The sequence below is a fragment of the Micromonospora zhanjiangensis genome (genome assembly GCF_042650605.1).
Taxonomy (GTDB): domain Bacteria; phylum Actinomycetota; class Actinomycetes; order Mycobacteriales; family Micromonosporaceae; genus Micromonospora_J; species Micromonospora_J zhanjiangensis.
In genome coordinates this window covers 29,937-44,471 of the sequence record NZ_JBHSBN010000012.1, presented here as the reverse complement: position 1 = coordinate 44,471, position 14,535 = coordinate 29,937, and the positions used below count along the sequence as shown (strand labels likewise).

The 14,535-nt window shown below is 70.9% G+C and carries 13 protein-coding genes; 6 read left to right on the top strand and 7 right to left on the bottom strand.

Annotation, left to right across the window (positions count from 1 at the left end; genetic code table 11):
• Nucleotides 1–26: 26 nt before the first annotated feature.
• From ACFOX0_RS18495 to ACFOX0_RS18485, 3 genes are all read right to left on the bottom strand, one after another.
• Nucleotides 27–770, bottom strand: coding sequence for an alpha/beta fold hydrolase (locus ACFOX0_RS18495; RefSeq protein WP_377547694.1), 744 nt, complete (start codon nucleotides 768–770; stop codon nucleotides 27–29).
• Nucleotides 771–867: 97 nt separating this feature from the next.
• Complete coding sequence (locus ACFOX0_RS18490; RefSeq protein WP_377547476.1) at nucleotides 868–1,437, bottom strand: DJ-1/PfpI family protein; 570 nt, start codon at nucleotides 1,435–1,437, stop codon at nucleotides 868–870.
• A 92-nt stretch (nucleotides 1,438–1,529) separates the two neighbouring features.
• Nucleotides 1,530–2,273, bottom strand: a complete 744-nt coding sequence (locus tag ACFOX0_RS18485) for a GntR family transcriptional regulator (protein WP_377547474.1) — start codon at nucleotides 2,271–2,273, stop codon at nucleotides 1,530–1,532.
• Nucleotides 2,274–2,514: 241 nt separating this feature from the next.
• On the opposite strand from ACFOX0_RS18485, the gene ACFOX0_RS18480 reads away from it, so the two are divergent.
• The 3 genes from ACFOX0_RS18480 (at nucleotide 2,515) to ACFOX0_RS18470 (ending at nucleotide 6,995) form a co-directional block, all read left to right on the top strand.
• Complete coding sequence (locus ACFOX0_RS18480; protein WP_377547472.1) at nucleotides 2,515–3,975, top strand: NAD-dependent succinate-semialdehyde dehydrogenase; 1,461 nt, start codon at nucleotides 2,515–2,517, stop codon at nucleotides 3,973–3,975.
• 138 nt (nucleotides 3,976–4,113) lie between these two features.
• Nucleotides 4,114–5,367: an iron-containing alcohol dehydrogenase gene (locus ACFOX0_RS18475; protein WP_377547470.1), complete on the top strand. Its 1,254-nt coding sequence runs from the start codon at nucleotides 4,114–4,116 to the stop codon at nucleotides 5,365–5,367.
• A 398-nt stretch (nucleotides 5,368–5,765) separates the two neighbouring features.
• Nucleotides 5,766–6,995, top strand: a complete 1,230-nt coding sequence (locus tag ACFOX0_RS18470; protein ID WP_377547468.1) for an endo-1,4-beta-xylanase — start codon at nucleotides 5,766–5,768, stop codon at nucleotides 6,993–6,995.
• 127 nt (nucleotides 6,996–7,122) lie between these two features.
• On the opposite strand, the gene ygiD is transcribed toward ACFOX0_RS18470, so the two are convergent.
• A complete protein-coding gene (gene ygiD, locus ACFOX0_RS18465) occupies nucleotides 7,123–7,995 on the bottom strand; it encodes a 4,5-DOPA-extradiol-dioxygenase (protein WP_377547465.1) in 873 nt (290 codons plus the stop codon).
• Nucleotides 7,996–8,240: 245 nt separating this feature from the next.
• Nucleotides 8,241–9,431 (bottom strand): serine hydrolase domain-containing protein, encoded by a 1,191-nt coding sequence (locus ACFOX0_RS18460; RefSeq protein WP_377547463.1) that lies wholly within the window; start codon nucleotides 9,429–9,431, stop codon nucleotides 8,241–8,243.
• A 230-nt stretch (nucleotides 9,432–9,661) separates the two neighbouring features.
• Here ACFOX0_RS18460 and ACFOX0_RS18455 point away from each other — a divergent pair, with 230 nt between their 5' ends.
• Nucleotides 9,662–10,357: a TetR/AcrR family transcriptional regulator gene (locus ACFOX0_RS18455; protein ID WP_377547460.1), complete on the top strand. Its 696-nt coding sequence runs from the start codon at nucleotides 9,662–9,664 to the stop codon at nucleotides 10,355–10,357.
• Between the two features lie 120 nt (nucleotides 10,358–10,477).
• Here the strand turns inward: ACFOX0_RS18455 and ACFOX0_RS18450 are convergent, their stop codons facing one another.
• Both ACFOX0_RS18450 and ACFOX0_RS18445 read right to left on the bottom strand, forming a co-directional pair.
• Entirely contained in the window at nucleotides 10,478–11,596 is a 1,119-nt protein-coding gene (locus ACFOX0_RS18450; RefSeq protein ID WP_377547458.1) for a Gfo/Idh/MocA family protein, read from the bottom strand.
• Nucleotides 11,566–12,276 carry a ThuA domain-containing protein gene (locus ACFOX0_RS18445; protein WP_377547456.1) on the bottom strand — a complete coding sequence of 237 codons (711 nt, stop codon included), beginning with the start codon at nucleotides 12,274–12,276 and terminating at the stop codon, nucleotides 11,566–11,568. Before ACFOX0_RS18445 ends, ACFOX0_RS18450 begins: the two co-directional genes overlap by 31 nt.
• A gap of 220 nt (nucleotides 12,277–12,496) precedes the next feature.
• Here ACFOX0_RS18445 and ACFOX0_RS18440 point away from each other — a divergent pair, with 220 nt between their 5' ends.
• Entirely contained in the window at nucleotides 12,497–13,363 is an 867-nt protein-coding gene (locus ACFOX0_RS18440) for a hypothetical protein (RefSeq protein WP_377547453.1), read from the top strand.
• Nucleotides 13,364–13,548: 185 nt separating this feature from the next.
• A complete protein-coding gene (locus tag ACFOX0_RS18435; RefSeq protein ID WP_377547451.1) occupies nucleotides 13,549–14,493 on the top strand; it encodes a hypothetical protein in 945 nt (314 codons plus the stop codon).
• Nucleotides 14,494–14,535 lie beyond the last annotated feature (42 nt).

The window sequence follows — 14,535 nt, the reverse complement described above, 5'->3', positions numbered from 1 at the left end:
CATGGGCTGCGGACCTGCCGCGGCGATCAGTGATCTCGGTCGCGGCGAAGGAAGCACGACAGCAGTTGCCTGAACTCGTGCGGGTGCTCGATCGCCGGCACGTGCCCGCATCGGCCGAGCACGTGCAGACGGACGTCGGCCAGGTGCTCGAACAGGGGCCGGGTTGCCGTATCGAGCGGGGTGACTCGGTCCTCGGCGCCGTGCACGAGGAGCACGGGTGCGCGCACCGCTGCCAGCGTTTGCGCCGAGAGGGTGAGCTCGTCGACCCATCGTGCCCTGGGTGGAGGGAACAACGACGCGAATGCGGGCGCCCCCGCTCGCATCGCGGCCGCACGGGCGTCGACGGCCGAATCGGTCACGAGCGCCTGGTCGAAAACGAGGCGCCTCAGCATGTCTCGTGCCCCGAGCGGACCGGCGGGGGCGGCCCAGATCGCGTCGAGGTCGGCGGACAGCGGCGCCGCGGGGGCGCCCATCGTCGAGACCGCCACGACCCGGGTGACCTGTTGGGGGCGCGCGGCCGCCAACGCCAACGCCACGGCACCGCCCATGGAGTGACCCACCACGGCGTAGTACTCGACACCGAGAGCATCCATCAGGCCCGCGGCCTGCTCCGTCCACAGCCGGAGCCCGCCCCGGGAGCCCGCCGGGACAGGGGTACGGCCGAACCCCGCCTGGTCAGGGGCCACCAGGTGCCAGGATGTGCCCAGCGCCTGCGCCGTCGTCGCCCAGGCGCCGGACCCGGTCGTGCCGGGTCCGGAGCCGTGCAGCATCAGCACCGCGGACCCGGTGCCGCTCTCCAGGACGTGGACGGGGGAACCGTCGACCGTGACGGTCCGAAGTGTCGTCACCGGGGCGGGCCAGGTGTGCTCATGCCGGTGCGGCGTTGACGGACTTCGAAAAGAGCTCCATCATCGCCCTGGCGAATTGCGGCATGTCGGGCCATCCCCGGCAGGAGACGAGGTTGCCGTCCACGACGTCGGGAGCGTCGACGACTGTCGCGCCCGCGTTCTCCATGTCACCGGTGATGGGCGGGAAGCATGCCGTCTTCCGACCCTTCAGCAGCCCGTACACCGCTGGTACCTGCGCGCCGTGGCACACCATCGCGACGGGGAGGTTGCGCGCGAAGAAATGCTCGGTGATGCGCCTGACGTCGGCGTTGGCCCGGATCCACTCGGGGGCACGTCCCCCGGGGATGATGAGGGCGTCATAGCGCTCGACGTCGACCTCGGCCCAGGGCACGTCGACCGGTAGCTTCCGGCCGTTCTTCTCCACGTAGGCGTCGGAGTTGGGGTCGAACTCATGGATGACCAGTTGCACGTCACGCATCGTCAGCGACGAGACGTCGACGTCCCAGCCGCCCTCCTGCACGCGATAGTAGGGATACATGGTGTCGAGCTCCTCGGCGGCGTCGCCGAGCAGGAGTAGCGCTCTGGGCACCTGCTTCTCCTTGTGTCCGGGGCGGGTGAGATGGATCAAATCCAATCCGATCCGATCCGATTGAATTAGCATTCCCGGGCTTCGATCGACCGTCAAGCCTCTACCGTTATTCGGTCCGCGCCCTTGACCTCGTCGAACAATCGTCGGAAACGCTCGCCGGACCGCAAGATGTGCCGACGCATCGCGTAGGCGGCGGCGTCGGGGTCACGGGCAGCGATCGCGGCCACGACTTCCTCGTGCTCGGCCATGGCCGAGTGAGTGACCTGGGTGTCGTGGTGAAGCCGGAAGAGGTGCACGTGGCTGTGCAGGCGAGCGAGCGCTTCACGGATGACCTGGTTCTCGGCGCTCAGGGCGACGAGATCGTGGAAGGCGGCGTCGCGGAGCCCGAAGGCGCCGTACGCCATGGGCCCGTTGCCCCCCTCCAGTTCCGCCATCTCCTCCAGCATCCGTCGCAGACCGGCCACCTGTTCCAAGGAGGCGCGTTCGGCGGATCTGCGGGCCGCCGCCGGCTCGAGGAGCAGGCGGACCTCAAGCATGTCCTCGAATCGGTGACGGGTGATCTGGGGTGGGATGCGGTAGCCGGCATGGGGCACCCGTACGACCAGACCCTCGGCCTCCATGCGGTTCAGAGCGTCTCGGATCGGCGTCTGCGAGACCCCCAGCTCTCGAGCCAGGGCGTCGATCGTGACGCGGGAGCCGGGCTCGATCCGTAGCGACATCAGCTGTCCGAGCAGCGTGTCGTACACCTCGTCGGCAAGCCGGCCGCCAGATCTGCCCGGTGGCGTTCCGCCCGTCACGACCCTACGGCCCGGCGCGGTCATCGCTTCGTCGTCCATCGTGACGTGAGGTCCTTTCCTGCGCCTCCGGGGATCCATTGACATCCGTCACAACGCTGCGACATGCTGACGCCTTCGCTCGATCGTATAGGAAACGTGGCAGGCGCTGGCCGTTCTGCACCGTCGCGGAACCGCATGCCATCGCTCTCCCGACGAGGGCGGGTGGCCCGTCCGCCCACGCGCACAGCGCGATCGCAGGGGTACGCCGGACAGCACCACGAAGATCACAGGAGGCGGCGCGATGAGCGACCCGACGAACGTCCTGGCTCTCGAGCACCGGCGGCTCCGGATCGGCGACGCCTGGCGCGACGCCGCGGGCGGAGCCACGTTCGCCGTCGAGGACCCGGCCACCGGCACGACCATCGCCGAGGTGGCGGACGCCGACGTCGTCGACGGGCTCGCCGCTCTGGACGCGGCGAGCGGGGCGGCGGCGGAATGGGCGACGACCCCGCCGCGGAAGCGGTCCGAGTTGCTGACCGCGACGTACCGGGCGCTCACCGGGCGATCCGAGGAGATCGCCCGGCTGATAACGCTCGAGATGGGCAAGCCACTCACCGAGGCTCGGGCAGAGGTGGCCTACGGCGCCGAGTTCTTCCGGTGGTTCGCCGAGGAGGCGGTGCGGGTCGAGGGTCGCTACAGCACCGCTCCCGCGGGTGGGTATCGCATCCTCACCGTGCCGAAGCCGGTCGGACCGTGCGTCCTCGTGACGCCCTGGAACTTCCCGTTGGCCATGGGCGCCCGCAAGATCGCTCCTGCGTTGGCCGCGGGCTGCACGACGATCACCAAGCCGGCGGCCCAGACGCCCCTCACCATGCTGCTGCTGGCCCGCATCATGGAGGAGGTCGGCGTTCCCCCGGGTGTCGTCAACGTGGTGACCACCAAGCGTGCCGGCCGGGTGGTCGGCGCACTGCTGGCCGACAGCCGGACCCGCAAGCTTTCGTTCACCGGGTCGACCGAGGTCGGACGCGTGCTGTTACGACAGGCCGCGGACAACGTGCTGCGTACCTCGATGGAACTTGGCGGCAACGCGGCCTTGATCGTGTGTGCGGACGCCGACCTGGACGTCGCGGTCGACGGCGCCATGGTGGCCAAGATGCGCAACATCGGGGAGTCCTGCGTCGCGGCCAACCGGATCTACGTCGAGGAGCCGGTACGCGAGGAGTTCACCGCGCGCTTCGCCGAGCGGATGGGCGCGCTTTCGATGGGCCCTGGTCTCGACGACGGCGTGGATGTCGGGGCGTTGATCGACGAGGCCTCGGTCACCACGATCGACGAGCTCGTCGCCGACGCGGTCGACCGCGGCGCCCGGGTCCTGGTGGGCGGTGAGCGTCCGGACGGGCCGGGCCACTTCTACCCGCCTACAGTCCTGGTCAACGTGCCCGAAGACGCACGGATGCTGAAGGCGGAGATCTTCGGCCCGGTGGCGCCGATCATCTCGTTCGCGTCCGACGACGAGGTGCTGGCGAGGGCCAACGACACTGAGCACGGCCTGGTCGGATACGTCTTCACCCGTGACCTCCAGCGGGCGCTCCGGTTCGCCGAGGGCCTGGATACCGGGATGATCGGCATCAACCGTGGCCTGATATCGGACCCGTCGGCCCCGTTCGGAGGCGTGAAGCAGTCCGGGCTCGGCAAGGAGGGGGCGCACGAGGGCATCCTCGAGTACCTCGACCTCACCTACGCGGCGATCGACCTGCCGTGATCGGCGTGCTGCTCCGGCCGCCTGGCGCACGCGCCCGCGCCACCCGGGAGGCCACCCTTGCCGACGTCGTCCCGGCCCCGCCGGTGACCTGGACGTCCGCCCAGCACACCGGCGCCGATGTTCCGGAAAGGCACCCACATGCTTGAGACCTTCCGCGGACCACGCCAGCTCATAGTGGGCGAAGGAGTCGCGCAGAACATCCCACGAGTGGTGGCCGCGAGCGGCTCGCGCGTCCTCATCGTGACCGACCAGGTTCTACTGGGGCAGCCCGGCGTGGCCGAGATCGTGGCCGCCGTACGGGAAAAGGTCGAGGTCGTCGAGGTGTTCTCCGATACGACCGCAGACGTGCCAGTCACCGATGTCGCCCTGGCCGTCCCGGTCGCCGCCGAGGTGGACGCCGACGTGATCCTCGCCATCGGGGGTGGCACGGTGATCGACCTCGCCAAGATCGTCGGCGTCATCCGGCGCCACGGTGGGACACCGCGCGACTTCTACGGGGAGTCGAAGGTGCCGGGGCCGACGTTCCCGCTCGTCGCGGTCCCGACGACGGCAGGCACCGGCTCCGAGGTCACACCCGTCTCGGTGTTGACCGACCCGGATCGCGAGCTGAAGGTGGGGGTTTCCAGCGTTCACATCGTGCCCGACTTCGCCATCGTCGACCCCGAACTCACCTACACCTGCCCTGCGACCGTCACCGCCCACTCCGGCATCGACGCGTTCTGTCACGCGGTGGAGAGCTACACCGCCCGGCCCCGGCCCCACGGCCCGCGCGACCCGGTGGAGCAGGTGTTCCTCGGCCGCAACGCGATCACCGACCACTACGCGCTCCTAGCCGCGGAGCGGATCGCCCGCAGCCTGCGTCGTGCCGTCAGGGACGGAGGCGACACGGACGCCCGCGCGGACATGTCCTACGGGTCCATGCTCGCCGGGCTCGCCTTCTCCCACGCGGGCAACGCGGCCCCACACGCTCTCCAGTACCCGATCGGCGCAGCCACGCACACGCCGCACGGCCTGGGCGTCGGGCTGCTCCTGCCCTACGCGCTGGACGCGACCAGGGACGCCATCGGCGACCGGTTGGCCATTCTCGCCCGGGTGTGCGGGCTCGACGTGACCGACGCCTCGGATGCCGAGGCCGCAGACACGTTCCTCAGCTGGCTCGACGGGCTCCTCGCCGACATCGGCATCCCACCCACCTTGGCGGACATCGGCGTGGCACGCGCCGACCTCCCGCGCTTCGCGGAGATGGCCGGTGGCGTCACCCGCTTGGTCCAGAACCATCCAGGCCCGACCGACACCGCCAGCCTGACCGCGATCCTCGAAGCGGCCTGGACCGGGGACCGGGCCCGGCACGTCCTGACTCCGAGCGGAGACAGCCACCGGCCTTTCACCTGACCAGGGCCTCACCCTCGACGCGGTGTTCGCCTTCGCCGCAGCCAGGGCAGCCGACACGAACGCGGCGAACGCCATGTCTGGCTCGCTTACCGGGCCGTAGGGCCACCGGGACCCGCCGCCCAGGAGATCTACCAGCAGTCCGACTGCCCCGACGCAGCAGCCCGGGCGTACCGATAGTCCAGCTCCCGCGCGGACCGCGGCACCTGTGTCCCGTGCTTCAGCGGGTGGCGTAGTGCGGGCGGCGACGCACCCCTCGCCGTCGTCCGCCAGTACATCGAGAACCAGAAACCTCCCGATTCGTGACGGCGTTCCTCCCGGCCCTAAACGGCCGGAATTCCCGCCTTATGGACTACTGAACGAATCCGGCCCGGGCGCGGGGCTGTGGAAAAATGGCGGGCATGAATGGAGTGACCGAGCCGATCCGCAGACACCGCACCGCCCAGGTGACCGCGACCGTCACCGCGAACGGGGCACCCCTGCCCGATCGAGAGGTGCTCCTCCAGCAGACCGGCCACCAGTTCCTCTTCGGCTGCACCGACTTCGAGTCCCCAGCCGACGCCGAGACCGCCGAGCCGGCGGCCGACGCTCCTGCCGGCCGGTGGCTCGAGCTGTTCAACTTCGCGACCCTGCCGTTCTACTGGGGCCGCTTCGAGCCGGTACGCGGTCAGCCCGACCCGGCCCGCCTGCTGCGTACCGCGCGGTGGCTCACCACACGCGGCTGCGTGGTCAAGGGCCATCCGCTGGCCTGGCACACGGTGGCCCCGGAGTGGCTGCTGGATCTGTCCAACGCCGAGATCGCCCAGGCGCTGACGGCTCGGATCGAACGCGAGGTCGCGGGCTTCGCGGGGGTCATCGACGCCTGGGACGTCATCAACGAGGCCGTCATCATGCCCATCTTCGACCGGTACGACAACGGCATCACCCGGGTGTGCCGCGAGATGGGCCGCATCCCCATGATCCGCATGGTCGTCGACGCGGCCCGCGCGGCCAATCCGCAGGCGACCCTGCTGCTGAACGACTTCGACATGTCCGCGGCGTACGAGTGCCTGATCGAGGGCGTGTTGGAAGCGGGCATCCGGATCGACGCGCTCGGTCTGCAGAGCCACATGCACCAGGGGTACTGGGGTGAGGAAAAGACACTCGGCGTCCTCGATCGGTTCTCCCGGTTCGGTCTGCCCATCCACTTCACCGAAACGACAATCGTCTCGGGCCACCTCATGCCGCCGGAGATCGACGATCTCAACGACTACCAGGTCGCGCAGTGGCCGACGACGACCGACGGCGAGCAGCGCCAGGCCGACGAGATCACCCGGCACTACCGGACCCTGCTGTCGCACCCGTCGGTGCAGGCGATCACGTACTGGGGGTTCACGGACGGGGGGTGGCTCGGCGCGCCCGGGGGCTTGCTGCGCGCCGACGGCACGACCAAGCCCGCGTACGAGGCGCTGCGTTCGCTCATCAAGGAACAATGGTGGCTGCCGCCGACGAAGACCGCCACCGACGCGGCGGGCAGGCTGCGGTTCGCCGGCTTTCTCGGCACGTACGAGGTGTCCGCCCTCGGACGCACCACCACGCTACGACTCGACCGGCCCGGCGATGTCGCCGTCGAGGTCGACCTGAGTGAGTGAACCCCGTCGCTTCAGACCCCGTCAGTCCGGCGTACTCCTGGTTGTTCACGACGCCGGCAAAACCGCCAAACGCGACCTGACCATCACACCCGCAAACAGCGAACGGGGGGGGGGGGGCAGAACAAGCTCAGATGTTGGCTGAGTCCGCCGGCACCTCGTCGGGCAGGGTGGGCGCCCCGGCCAGCGGCTCCTCCTGACGGCAGGCCAGACCCAATGTGTAGGCGGTCATCGACAGCGACCCGTACGCGTACCCGTCGACCAGTACCTGGGAGCCGGCCCCGGCGGTGCCGGCCAGGCCGGCAAGGTAGAGCAGCGGGATGAAGTGGTCCGGGGTCGGCGCGGCGAGGCCGTAGTCGCGGTGGGCGTCCAGCGTGGCCGCCTCGCTCGGCGCGTCCAGCATGACCCCCTTCGCCGCCTCGTCGAACCGGTGGGCCCAGTCGAAGCCCTGGTCAACCAGCCGGGGGTTCACTCCGCCGAGGTTGTGCACCACGTTGCCGCTGGCCATGATCAGCACGCCCCGCTCGCGCAGCGGCGCGAGCTTCGCGCCGAGCTCCAGGTGGTAGTCGAAGTCCTTGAACGCGTTGATGCTCAACTGGACGACGGGGATGTCCGCCTCGGGGAAGGCGTGGGTGAGCACCGACCAGGTGCCGTGGTCGATGCCCCAGGAGTCGACGTCCGTTCCGACCCAGGTCGGGTGGACGACGTCGCTGATCTCCTCGGCCAGTTCCGGCAGACCCGGCGCCGGGTACTGCACGTCGAACAGCTCCGGTGGGAAACCGTAGAAGTCGTGGATGGTCTGCGGTCGGGGCATCGCGGTGACGGCGGTGGCCCCGATGTACCAGTGGGCCGACACCACCAGGATCGCCCGCGGCCGCGGCACCGACTGCCCGAAGGTGCGCCACGCCTGCGTGTACCGATTGAGCTCGAGGGCGTTCATCGGGCTGCCGTGCCCGATGAACGCCGCCGGCATCAGCGTGGCAAAATTCTTTTGGCTGCTCATGCTGGTCCTCCAGGGGCGATGCTCGCCCGAGCGTAAACGATCCGCCGTCGGTTGCCCGGCGGATCGTTGAGATCTCTGGCCGGCTGGGGCGGCCCGCAACACGGTGCGGGCAGGTTTCCCGCCACCGCGATCCCGGTCGCGGTGGGCCAGTCACGAGCGTTGCGCACGCTGGCCTGCGCCACCATCTTTGGCGCAGGCCAGTGTGCCGGGTTGACGTGAGCGTTTTGCGAAGAACGATCGTCAGGTCAGTCACACATCGCCTGCTTGTACAGGCTCGACAGGGCGTCGTCGATGGGGTGGTGCTGTGGCTGCCCCGAAGCGTTCAGCATGTTCCACCGCACCAGGTTCATCGCCACGGTCAGCTGCCGGTTGCCGTCGGCGCTGACCATCGTCATCGTCTGTGCGCCCCAGACCGTGCCGTCGTGACCCCAGATCGGGCCGCAGCCGGCAATGGCGAACCTGTGCAGGCCCAGACCGTACATGACCGGCTCGCCGGTCTGGCTGATGACCGGGACGGTGGCCTGCATCTGCTCCAATGACGCCGGGCTGACGATCCTGCCGCCGAGTAGCATGCCGTAGAAGCGATTGACGTCCTCGACGGTTGACACCAGGCCGGCTCCGGTCGACACCCAGGACATGTTGTAGACGCTGTAGTCCCGCGGCGGGTCGATGAGGCCGAAGAACGACTCGTACATTTTCGGGTGCGCTCCGACGATGCGTTCCCCGGCCGGGAAGCCGGTGTTCCGCAGCCCGGCGGGCTCGATGACGTTGCGGGTAATGTACTGCTCGGCTCCGATGCCGCTCACCGCCTCCAAGAGCTCGCCGAGTAGCAGGTAGTTGGTGTTCGAATACACCCCTGTGGATGCCCCCGGTTCGCTGGCGGGAGGCGCGTCGACGCCCATGCCGATCAGCTCTGCTCGGCTGAACTGCCGGAACCGGTTGTCGTCGAGGCTCCTGGTGGATCCGGCTGCGGGGAACGTCTGGAGGGACGGGAACGCGTAGGGTAGGTAGTCGGGCAGGCCGCTGGTGTGGTTGAGAAGCATCCGCACCGTGATCCTGTCGCCGCGCGCTCCGGGCACGAGCCGCGGCAGGTAGCGGCCGATGGGCGCGTCGAGGCCGACCGTGCCCCGCTCGACCTGCTGCAGGACCGCAACTGCGGTGAAGGTCTTGGTGATGCTGCCGACGCGGTGCCGCTGGGTCGGGGTGACCCGCCGGCCCGTTTGTAGGTCGGCGACCCCGGAGGCGCCGCGCCACGTGTCACGACCTTTGCGTACCTCAGCGAAGACGCCTGGTACTCCGGCGCGGTGGATCGCGTCCAGGGCGGACTGCAACTCGCAGGCACGGGAGCGGGTCGTCGCGGACGCCGGGGTCCCCATTACGGCCATCCCGATGCCGAACGCGGCGCCACCGACAAGTCCTCTTCGGGTGATGTTCATCGCGCTGGCCCCTTCCCGACCGATGCTGGCTGCGCCTGACTTGGTTGCGCGTCGGAGCGGATACCGCGCAACCGGAGCGACTTTTCGAACATGTTCCGAAAGATAGCACGACCTGTGCGCCCGCCAAAACCCGAGGACAACTTCAGATTCAGCCAGCGAAGTGAGCTGCCGCTGTCGACGACGCGACCCGCCCCGTTTCGCGGACGTGAACCGCGGAGGATGATGGGCTCATGCCCCGATCCCACGGTCGCACTGGCCGACCGCCACTGACCTCCCGTGCGGAGATCCTGGACGCCGCCAGGAAGATCATCGACCGGGATGGCTGGCAGAGGCTCACGGTGCGCCGGCTGGCTGCTGAGCTCGGGATCGGGCCGACGACCCTGTACCACCACGTGCGCGACCGCGAGGATCTGCTGATCCAGCTGCTCAACGAACATGCCCAGCAGACGCTGCGCCGCGACCTGCCCAGCAATCCGCGAGATCGCATCGTCGCATCGGCCATCGCCATCCACGACTCGCTCGCCGCCTGGCCTTGGGCTGCCGAGGTCCTCACCGCCGACGGCTTCCTGCGCCGCCTCGGCCAGCCGGCGTTGGAGATGGTCGAGGCCATCGTCGGCGCGGCCGCCGAAGCTGGGTGCACGTCCGAGCAAGCCGTCCACCTCTTTCGCGGCATCTGGTACTACACCGTCGGCGAGATCCTGGTTCGCGCACACTCCGACAGCCGGCGCACGGGCGACGGCCAAGACGCCCCCGACGACGCCTTTTTCGACCGCGCCGACGTGTCCCGGCTGCCGCACCTGGCCCGTATCGGCAACCGATGGCCCGCCCTCGCCGCACAGGACACGTACGTCGCGGCGCTTGGGGCCTTCGTCGACGGCCTGCTCGCCCACGCCGGGGCGGTGCCTCGCACCGAACCTCGCGTTTGACGTCGTCCAGCGCGACGCGTGGCTAAGCGCACTCTCCGCCGCGCGGTGCAACCTCGATCACGCCGAAGGGCTGGCCGTGCGCACCGGGCACCACCAAGGCGCCGGCGTCCTCGGTGCTCCTCACCGCCCGGGCGCGACGGCCGACCGCCAGTCCTCGGCCGGGGTGAACGGGACGGGCGCGGGGCGTTCGACCGCCGTCGTCAGCTCGACCCGCCGACCCTCGGCGGCCGACCGGAGCAGGGCGGTCATGATGTCCAGGACGTGCAGCGCCAGCTCACCGCCGGCCCGTGGCGGACGTGCCCCGTCGGCCCGGACCAGATCGATCAGGCCGACCCCCCGGGAGGCTGCGACGTAGCCGGCCCGCGGTTCGAGGACGCGCCACCCGGGGCCGTCGAGCGCGAGATGGCGGACCTCGCCGTCGAAGTTGTTCGGATCGGGTACGGCGAGGGTGCCCGTCTCCCCCTGCACCTCGATCGGCGCGGCCGTCGTCGCGACACCGTCGAAGCTGGTCGTGAGGGTGGTCAGGGCGCCGCCCGCGTGTTCCAGCACACCGGTCACGTGGGTCGGCACCTCGACCGGGATCCGCTGCCCGAGGCGGGGACCCGAGCCGATGACCCGGCCGTCACGCAGCCGGCTGGCCGCCCCGGTCACCGCCCGGACCGGCCCGAGCAGGTGGACCAGCGCCGAGATGTAGTACGGCCCCATGTCCAGCAGTGGACCGCCGCCCGGGGCGTAGTAGAAGTCGGGATTCGGGTGCCAGCGCTCGTGTCCCGGGGTGACCATGACGGCCGAGGCGGAGAGCGGGCGCCCGATCAGCCCGCCGTCGATCGCGGCCCGCGCGGTCTGCGTACCGGTGCCCAGGACGGTGTCCGGCGCGCAACCGACGCGGACGCCGGCCGACGCCGCCCGCTCGATGATCGCCCGGCCCTCCGGGAACGTGACGGTGAGCGGCTTCTCCCCGTAGACGTTCCGGCCGGCGTCGATCGCCGCGCCCGAGATCTCGGCGTGCGCCGCCGGGATCGTGAGGTTGAGCACCGTCGCCACGTCGGGGTGGTGCAGCAGTCGGTCGACGCTCACCGCCTCGGCGCCGGGAATCGTGGCGGCGGCGGCGACGGCCCGGGCCGCGTCCAGGTCGGCCACCGCGACGACGCGCACCGCGGGATGGTTGGCGAGCGTGTCCAGGTACGCGCGGGAGATGACCCCGAGCCCTACGACGCCGACGCCGTGCGGGTCGCCCACACCATTCCCCTCTCGATGACGGTACTGACGGACGCGTGCTCCAGCACGTCGAGGCTGTGTCCCGGGGTCGTCACGACGATCCGCCCGGCGCCCCAGTTCCGGGTCCAGATGGCCGGCGAGGTGACCGGCCGGTGCCACGGGTGCCACGCCCGCGTCGGGTGGGTGGTGGTGGCCAGTACCTCGATCAGGTCGTCGTGCAGCACCCAGTACTGCTCGGTGACCAGGTCGAAGTCCTCGATCCCGGCGGTGATCGGATGCTCCCGGCCGAGGTCGGTGATCGTGATCGAGTGGGGCAGGAAGTTGTCCTCCTCGCCGCCGCCGCGGTCGCACGGCTGGACGCCCGGGTGGGTGGCGAACTGGCCGCCCACCAGGTGCAGGTAGTCCGAGGACGCGCGGAACGAGTCGGCGATGCCGCCGTGCCAGCCGGTGAAACCCGTCCCGGCGACGACCGCCGCGGCCAGCCCCGCCACCTGCTCCGCGGTGATCTGCGACATCGTCACGCACTGCACGATGAGGTCGGTGTCGGCCAGTTCGGCGGCGTCGGCGTAGATCTCCGTCGAGCCCTCCACCCGTACCGCGTATCCGCTGCGTTCGAGGAACGGGATGAACAGGTCCGTCGCCTCGACCGGCCGGTGTCCCTCCCACCCGCCCCGGACCACGAGAGCTCTCCGCTGCGTCACACCCGCTCCCTCCCCGGTCCGTCGGCCCCGGGCCACCGCTCCCGGCCGGCCGGCGCCCGCGCCTCCCGATCATCGACAACCGTACCCGGTCCCCACCGGGCACGGCTCGCGCTGACGCGGCACTGAGGCGGCCGTGAGGTCAGCCCGGATCGTGGGTCACCTGCCGCGTCGCCCCGCCGGGGCGCAGACATCCCGCGGCAGGTACGAAGTGGAGTGCACGATGCGAACTCGATCCAGGCTCGCCCGGCTCACGGGCGTCGCGGGCCTGCTGCTGGCCAGCACCGCCGTGGCCGTCGCCACCGGTGCGGGACCGGCGCAGGCGACCGTGGTGAACGTCAGCGCGGCCGGCGGCATCCCCAGCCAGTCCGCCGTGGCCGCCTGTCCGGCCGGCGAGTTTCTCGCCGGTGGGGGTGGCTTCATCGACGGTGGCGGCGGTGACGTCACGTTGACCGACATCATTCCGAACCTGGCCGCCCAGTCGGTGACGGTCTGGGGGCACACCAACCCGGGCGGTGTGGTGGGGGCGTACAACGTCGTGGCGCAGGCGATCTGCCTGCCCGGCGCGCCCCCGGCCAACTACCAGCGCGTCACGTCGGCGAGCGCCAGCAACGCCGACCCGGTCAAGAACCAGGTGGCCACCTGCCCGGCCGGGACCGACCTGCTCGGGCTCGGCGCGGAGCTGCGCGGCGCCAACGGGCAGGCGTTCTACCAGCGGATCGAGCCGAACGCGGGGCTCACCGCCGGGGTCGTCACCGCGGGCGCGGCCGGCGGGTTCGCCGGACCGTGGTCACTCGTCGGGTACGCCGTCTGCGCCACCCTGCCGGCGAACCTCACCGGCACGTTGGTCAGCCTGACCGGGGCGGCCAACAGCGTCAGCCCCAAGGGCCAGCCGTCCGGCGGTTGCCCGGCCGGGGCGCTCGCCACCGGCGTCGGCGCCACGGTCGCCGCCACCGCCACCGGCAACGTCCTGCTCACCCGGATCACGGCGACCGTCGCCCAGAACAGCGCCCAGGCGGTCGCCTTCGAGGACGGGATCTACACCTCACCGTGGGACCTGGAGAGCCACGTCATCTGCTGGGGTCCGTAACGGTTCCGGCCCGGCCCTGAACGGGCCCGGATGCCTGGTCACGCCGGTCGGCGGGACCAGGCATCCGCCGGGGGCGCCCGGGCGAGGCGGGCGGCACCATGACGCCACCGTGACGCGCCCGCCGACGATTCGGGCAGCGCCGCGCGAACCGTTCGCGGCGGCGCCGGCAGGAAAGGACAGTCGTCATGAGCAGGGGCACGACACTCGGCACAAGCACCCGGTCGCGGTGCGCTGTCGCGGCGACCGCAGCGGTCGTCGCGGTCGCCGCGACCCTCGTTCTCCCCGGGGCGGCGCGTGCCGCGTACCGGCACCGGGCGGAGAGCGCCCACGACACGACATCGCCCAAGAGCGTCACCGCGACGTGCGGGCCCGGCGAGGTGCTGGTCGGCGCCGGCGGCCGGATCAGGAACGGCAACGGCGGGGTCCGGCTGGCCGCGATCGTGCCGGGCACGACCTCGGTCGTGGTACGCGGCGAGGCGTACCCGGACTACGCGGAACCCTGGTCGGTGATGGCCGCCGCCATCTGCGCGTCGGACGACGGCCAGACGCGGATCGTCCGAGTCTCCCCGACCGGCTCGCGGACCGCGACCTGCCCGGCCGACCTGGTGCTCGGCGGCACCGGGTTCGACCTGCCCGCCGGGGTGCCGCTGACCGGACTGGTCCCCGACGCCGACGGTGCCGGCGTGACCGTTCGCACGGCCCTCCAGCCGCTCGGCACCCCCGGCCCGGTCGCCTACGCGGTCTGTGTGGAGGGCTACCGTGCCTCGTGGGGCGGTGTCGGAGCGCGCTACAAGCGGTTCGCCACGACCGGCCCGGTCGGTACGTCGTCGCCGAGGACGGTCACCGTGCAGCGCCAGTGGGAGTGGGAAGTCCCATCGATGTCCGGCGTCGGCGGCGAGGTCGTCGTGCTGCCCGGCCCCGCCGACCCGTTCCCGACCAACACATCCGCCATCTTCATCGACGCGATGATGCCCAACGACGACGGGACCCAGGTGACCGTCGGGGCGGTCCACCGGGCCACCGCCGCCACGGCGGGCCGGTCGGCCCGCGGTGGCCGGCCCGTCCGGGCTGCGGCGGGCGACGGGTTGTGGTCGGTCACCGGGTACGGCACCGACCACGACATCTACTGAGCCACCGGGTGGGGAGGCGGCAGGACCCCGCCGCCGGCCCCC

Excerpts from the sequence above, each read along its gene's own strand:
- ACFOX0_RS18480 (WP_377547472.1), top strand. The coding sequence starts at position 2,515 with ATGAGCGACCCGACGAACGTCCTGGCTCTCGAGCACCGGCGGCTCCGG.
- ACFOX0_RS18495 (WP_377547694.1), bottom strand. The coding sequence starts at position 770 with ATGCTGCACGGCTCCGGACCCGGCACGACCGGGTCCGGCGCCTGGGCG.
- ygiD (WP_377547465.1), bottom strand. The coding sequence starts at position 7,995 with ATGAGCAGCCAAAAGAATTTTGCCACGCTGATGCCGGCGGCGTTCATC.
- ACFOX0_RS18460 (WP_377547463.1), bottom strand. The coding sequence starts at position 9,431 with ATGAACATCACCCGAAGAGGACTTGTCGGTGGCGCCGCGTTCGGCATC.
- ACFOX0_RS18485 (WP_377547474.1), bottom strand. The coding sequence starts at position 2,273 with ATGGACGACGAAGCGATGACCGCGCCGGGCCGTAGGGTCGTGACGGGC.
- ACFOX0_RS18440 (WP_377547453.1), top strand. The coding sequence starts at position 12,497 with ATGCGAACTCGATCCAGGCTCGCCCGGCTCACGGGCGTCGCGGGCCTG.
- ACFOX0_RS18455 (WP_377547460.1), top strand. The coding sequence starts at position 9,662 with ATGCCCCGATCCCACGGTCGCACTGGCCGACCGCCACTGACCTCCCGT.
- ACFOX0_RS18435 (WP_377547451.1), top strand. The coding sequence starts at position 13,549 with ATGAGCAGGGGCACGACACTCGGCACAAGCACCCGGTCGCGGTGCGCT.
- ACFOX0_RS18470 (WP_377547468.1), top strand. The coding sequence starts at position 5,766 with ATGAATGGAGTGACCGAGCCGATCCGCAGACACCGCACCGCCCAGGTG.
- ACFOX0_RS18475 (WP_377547470.1), top strand. The coding sequence starts at position 4,114 with ATGCTTGAGACCTTCCGCGGACCACGCCAGCTCATAGTGGGCGAAGGA.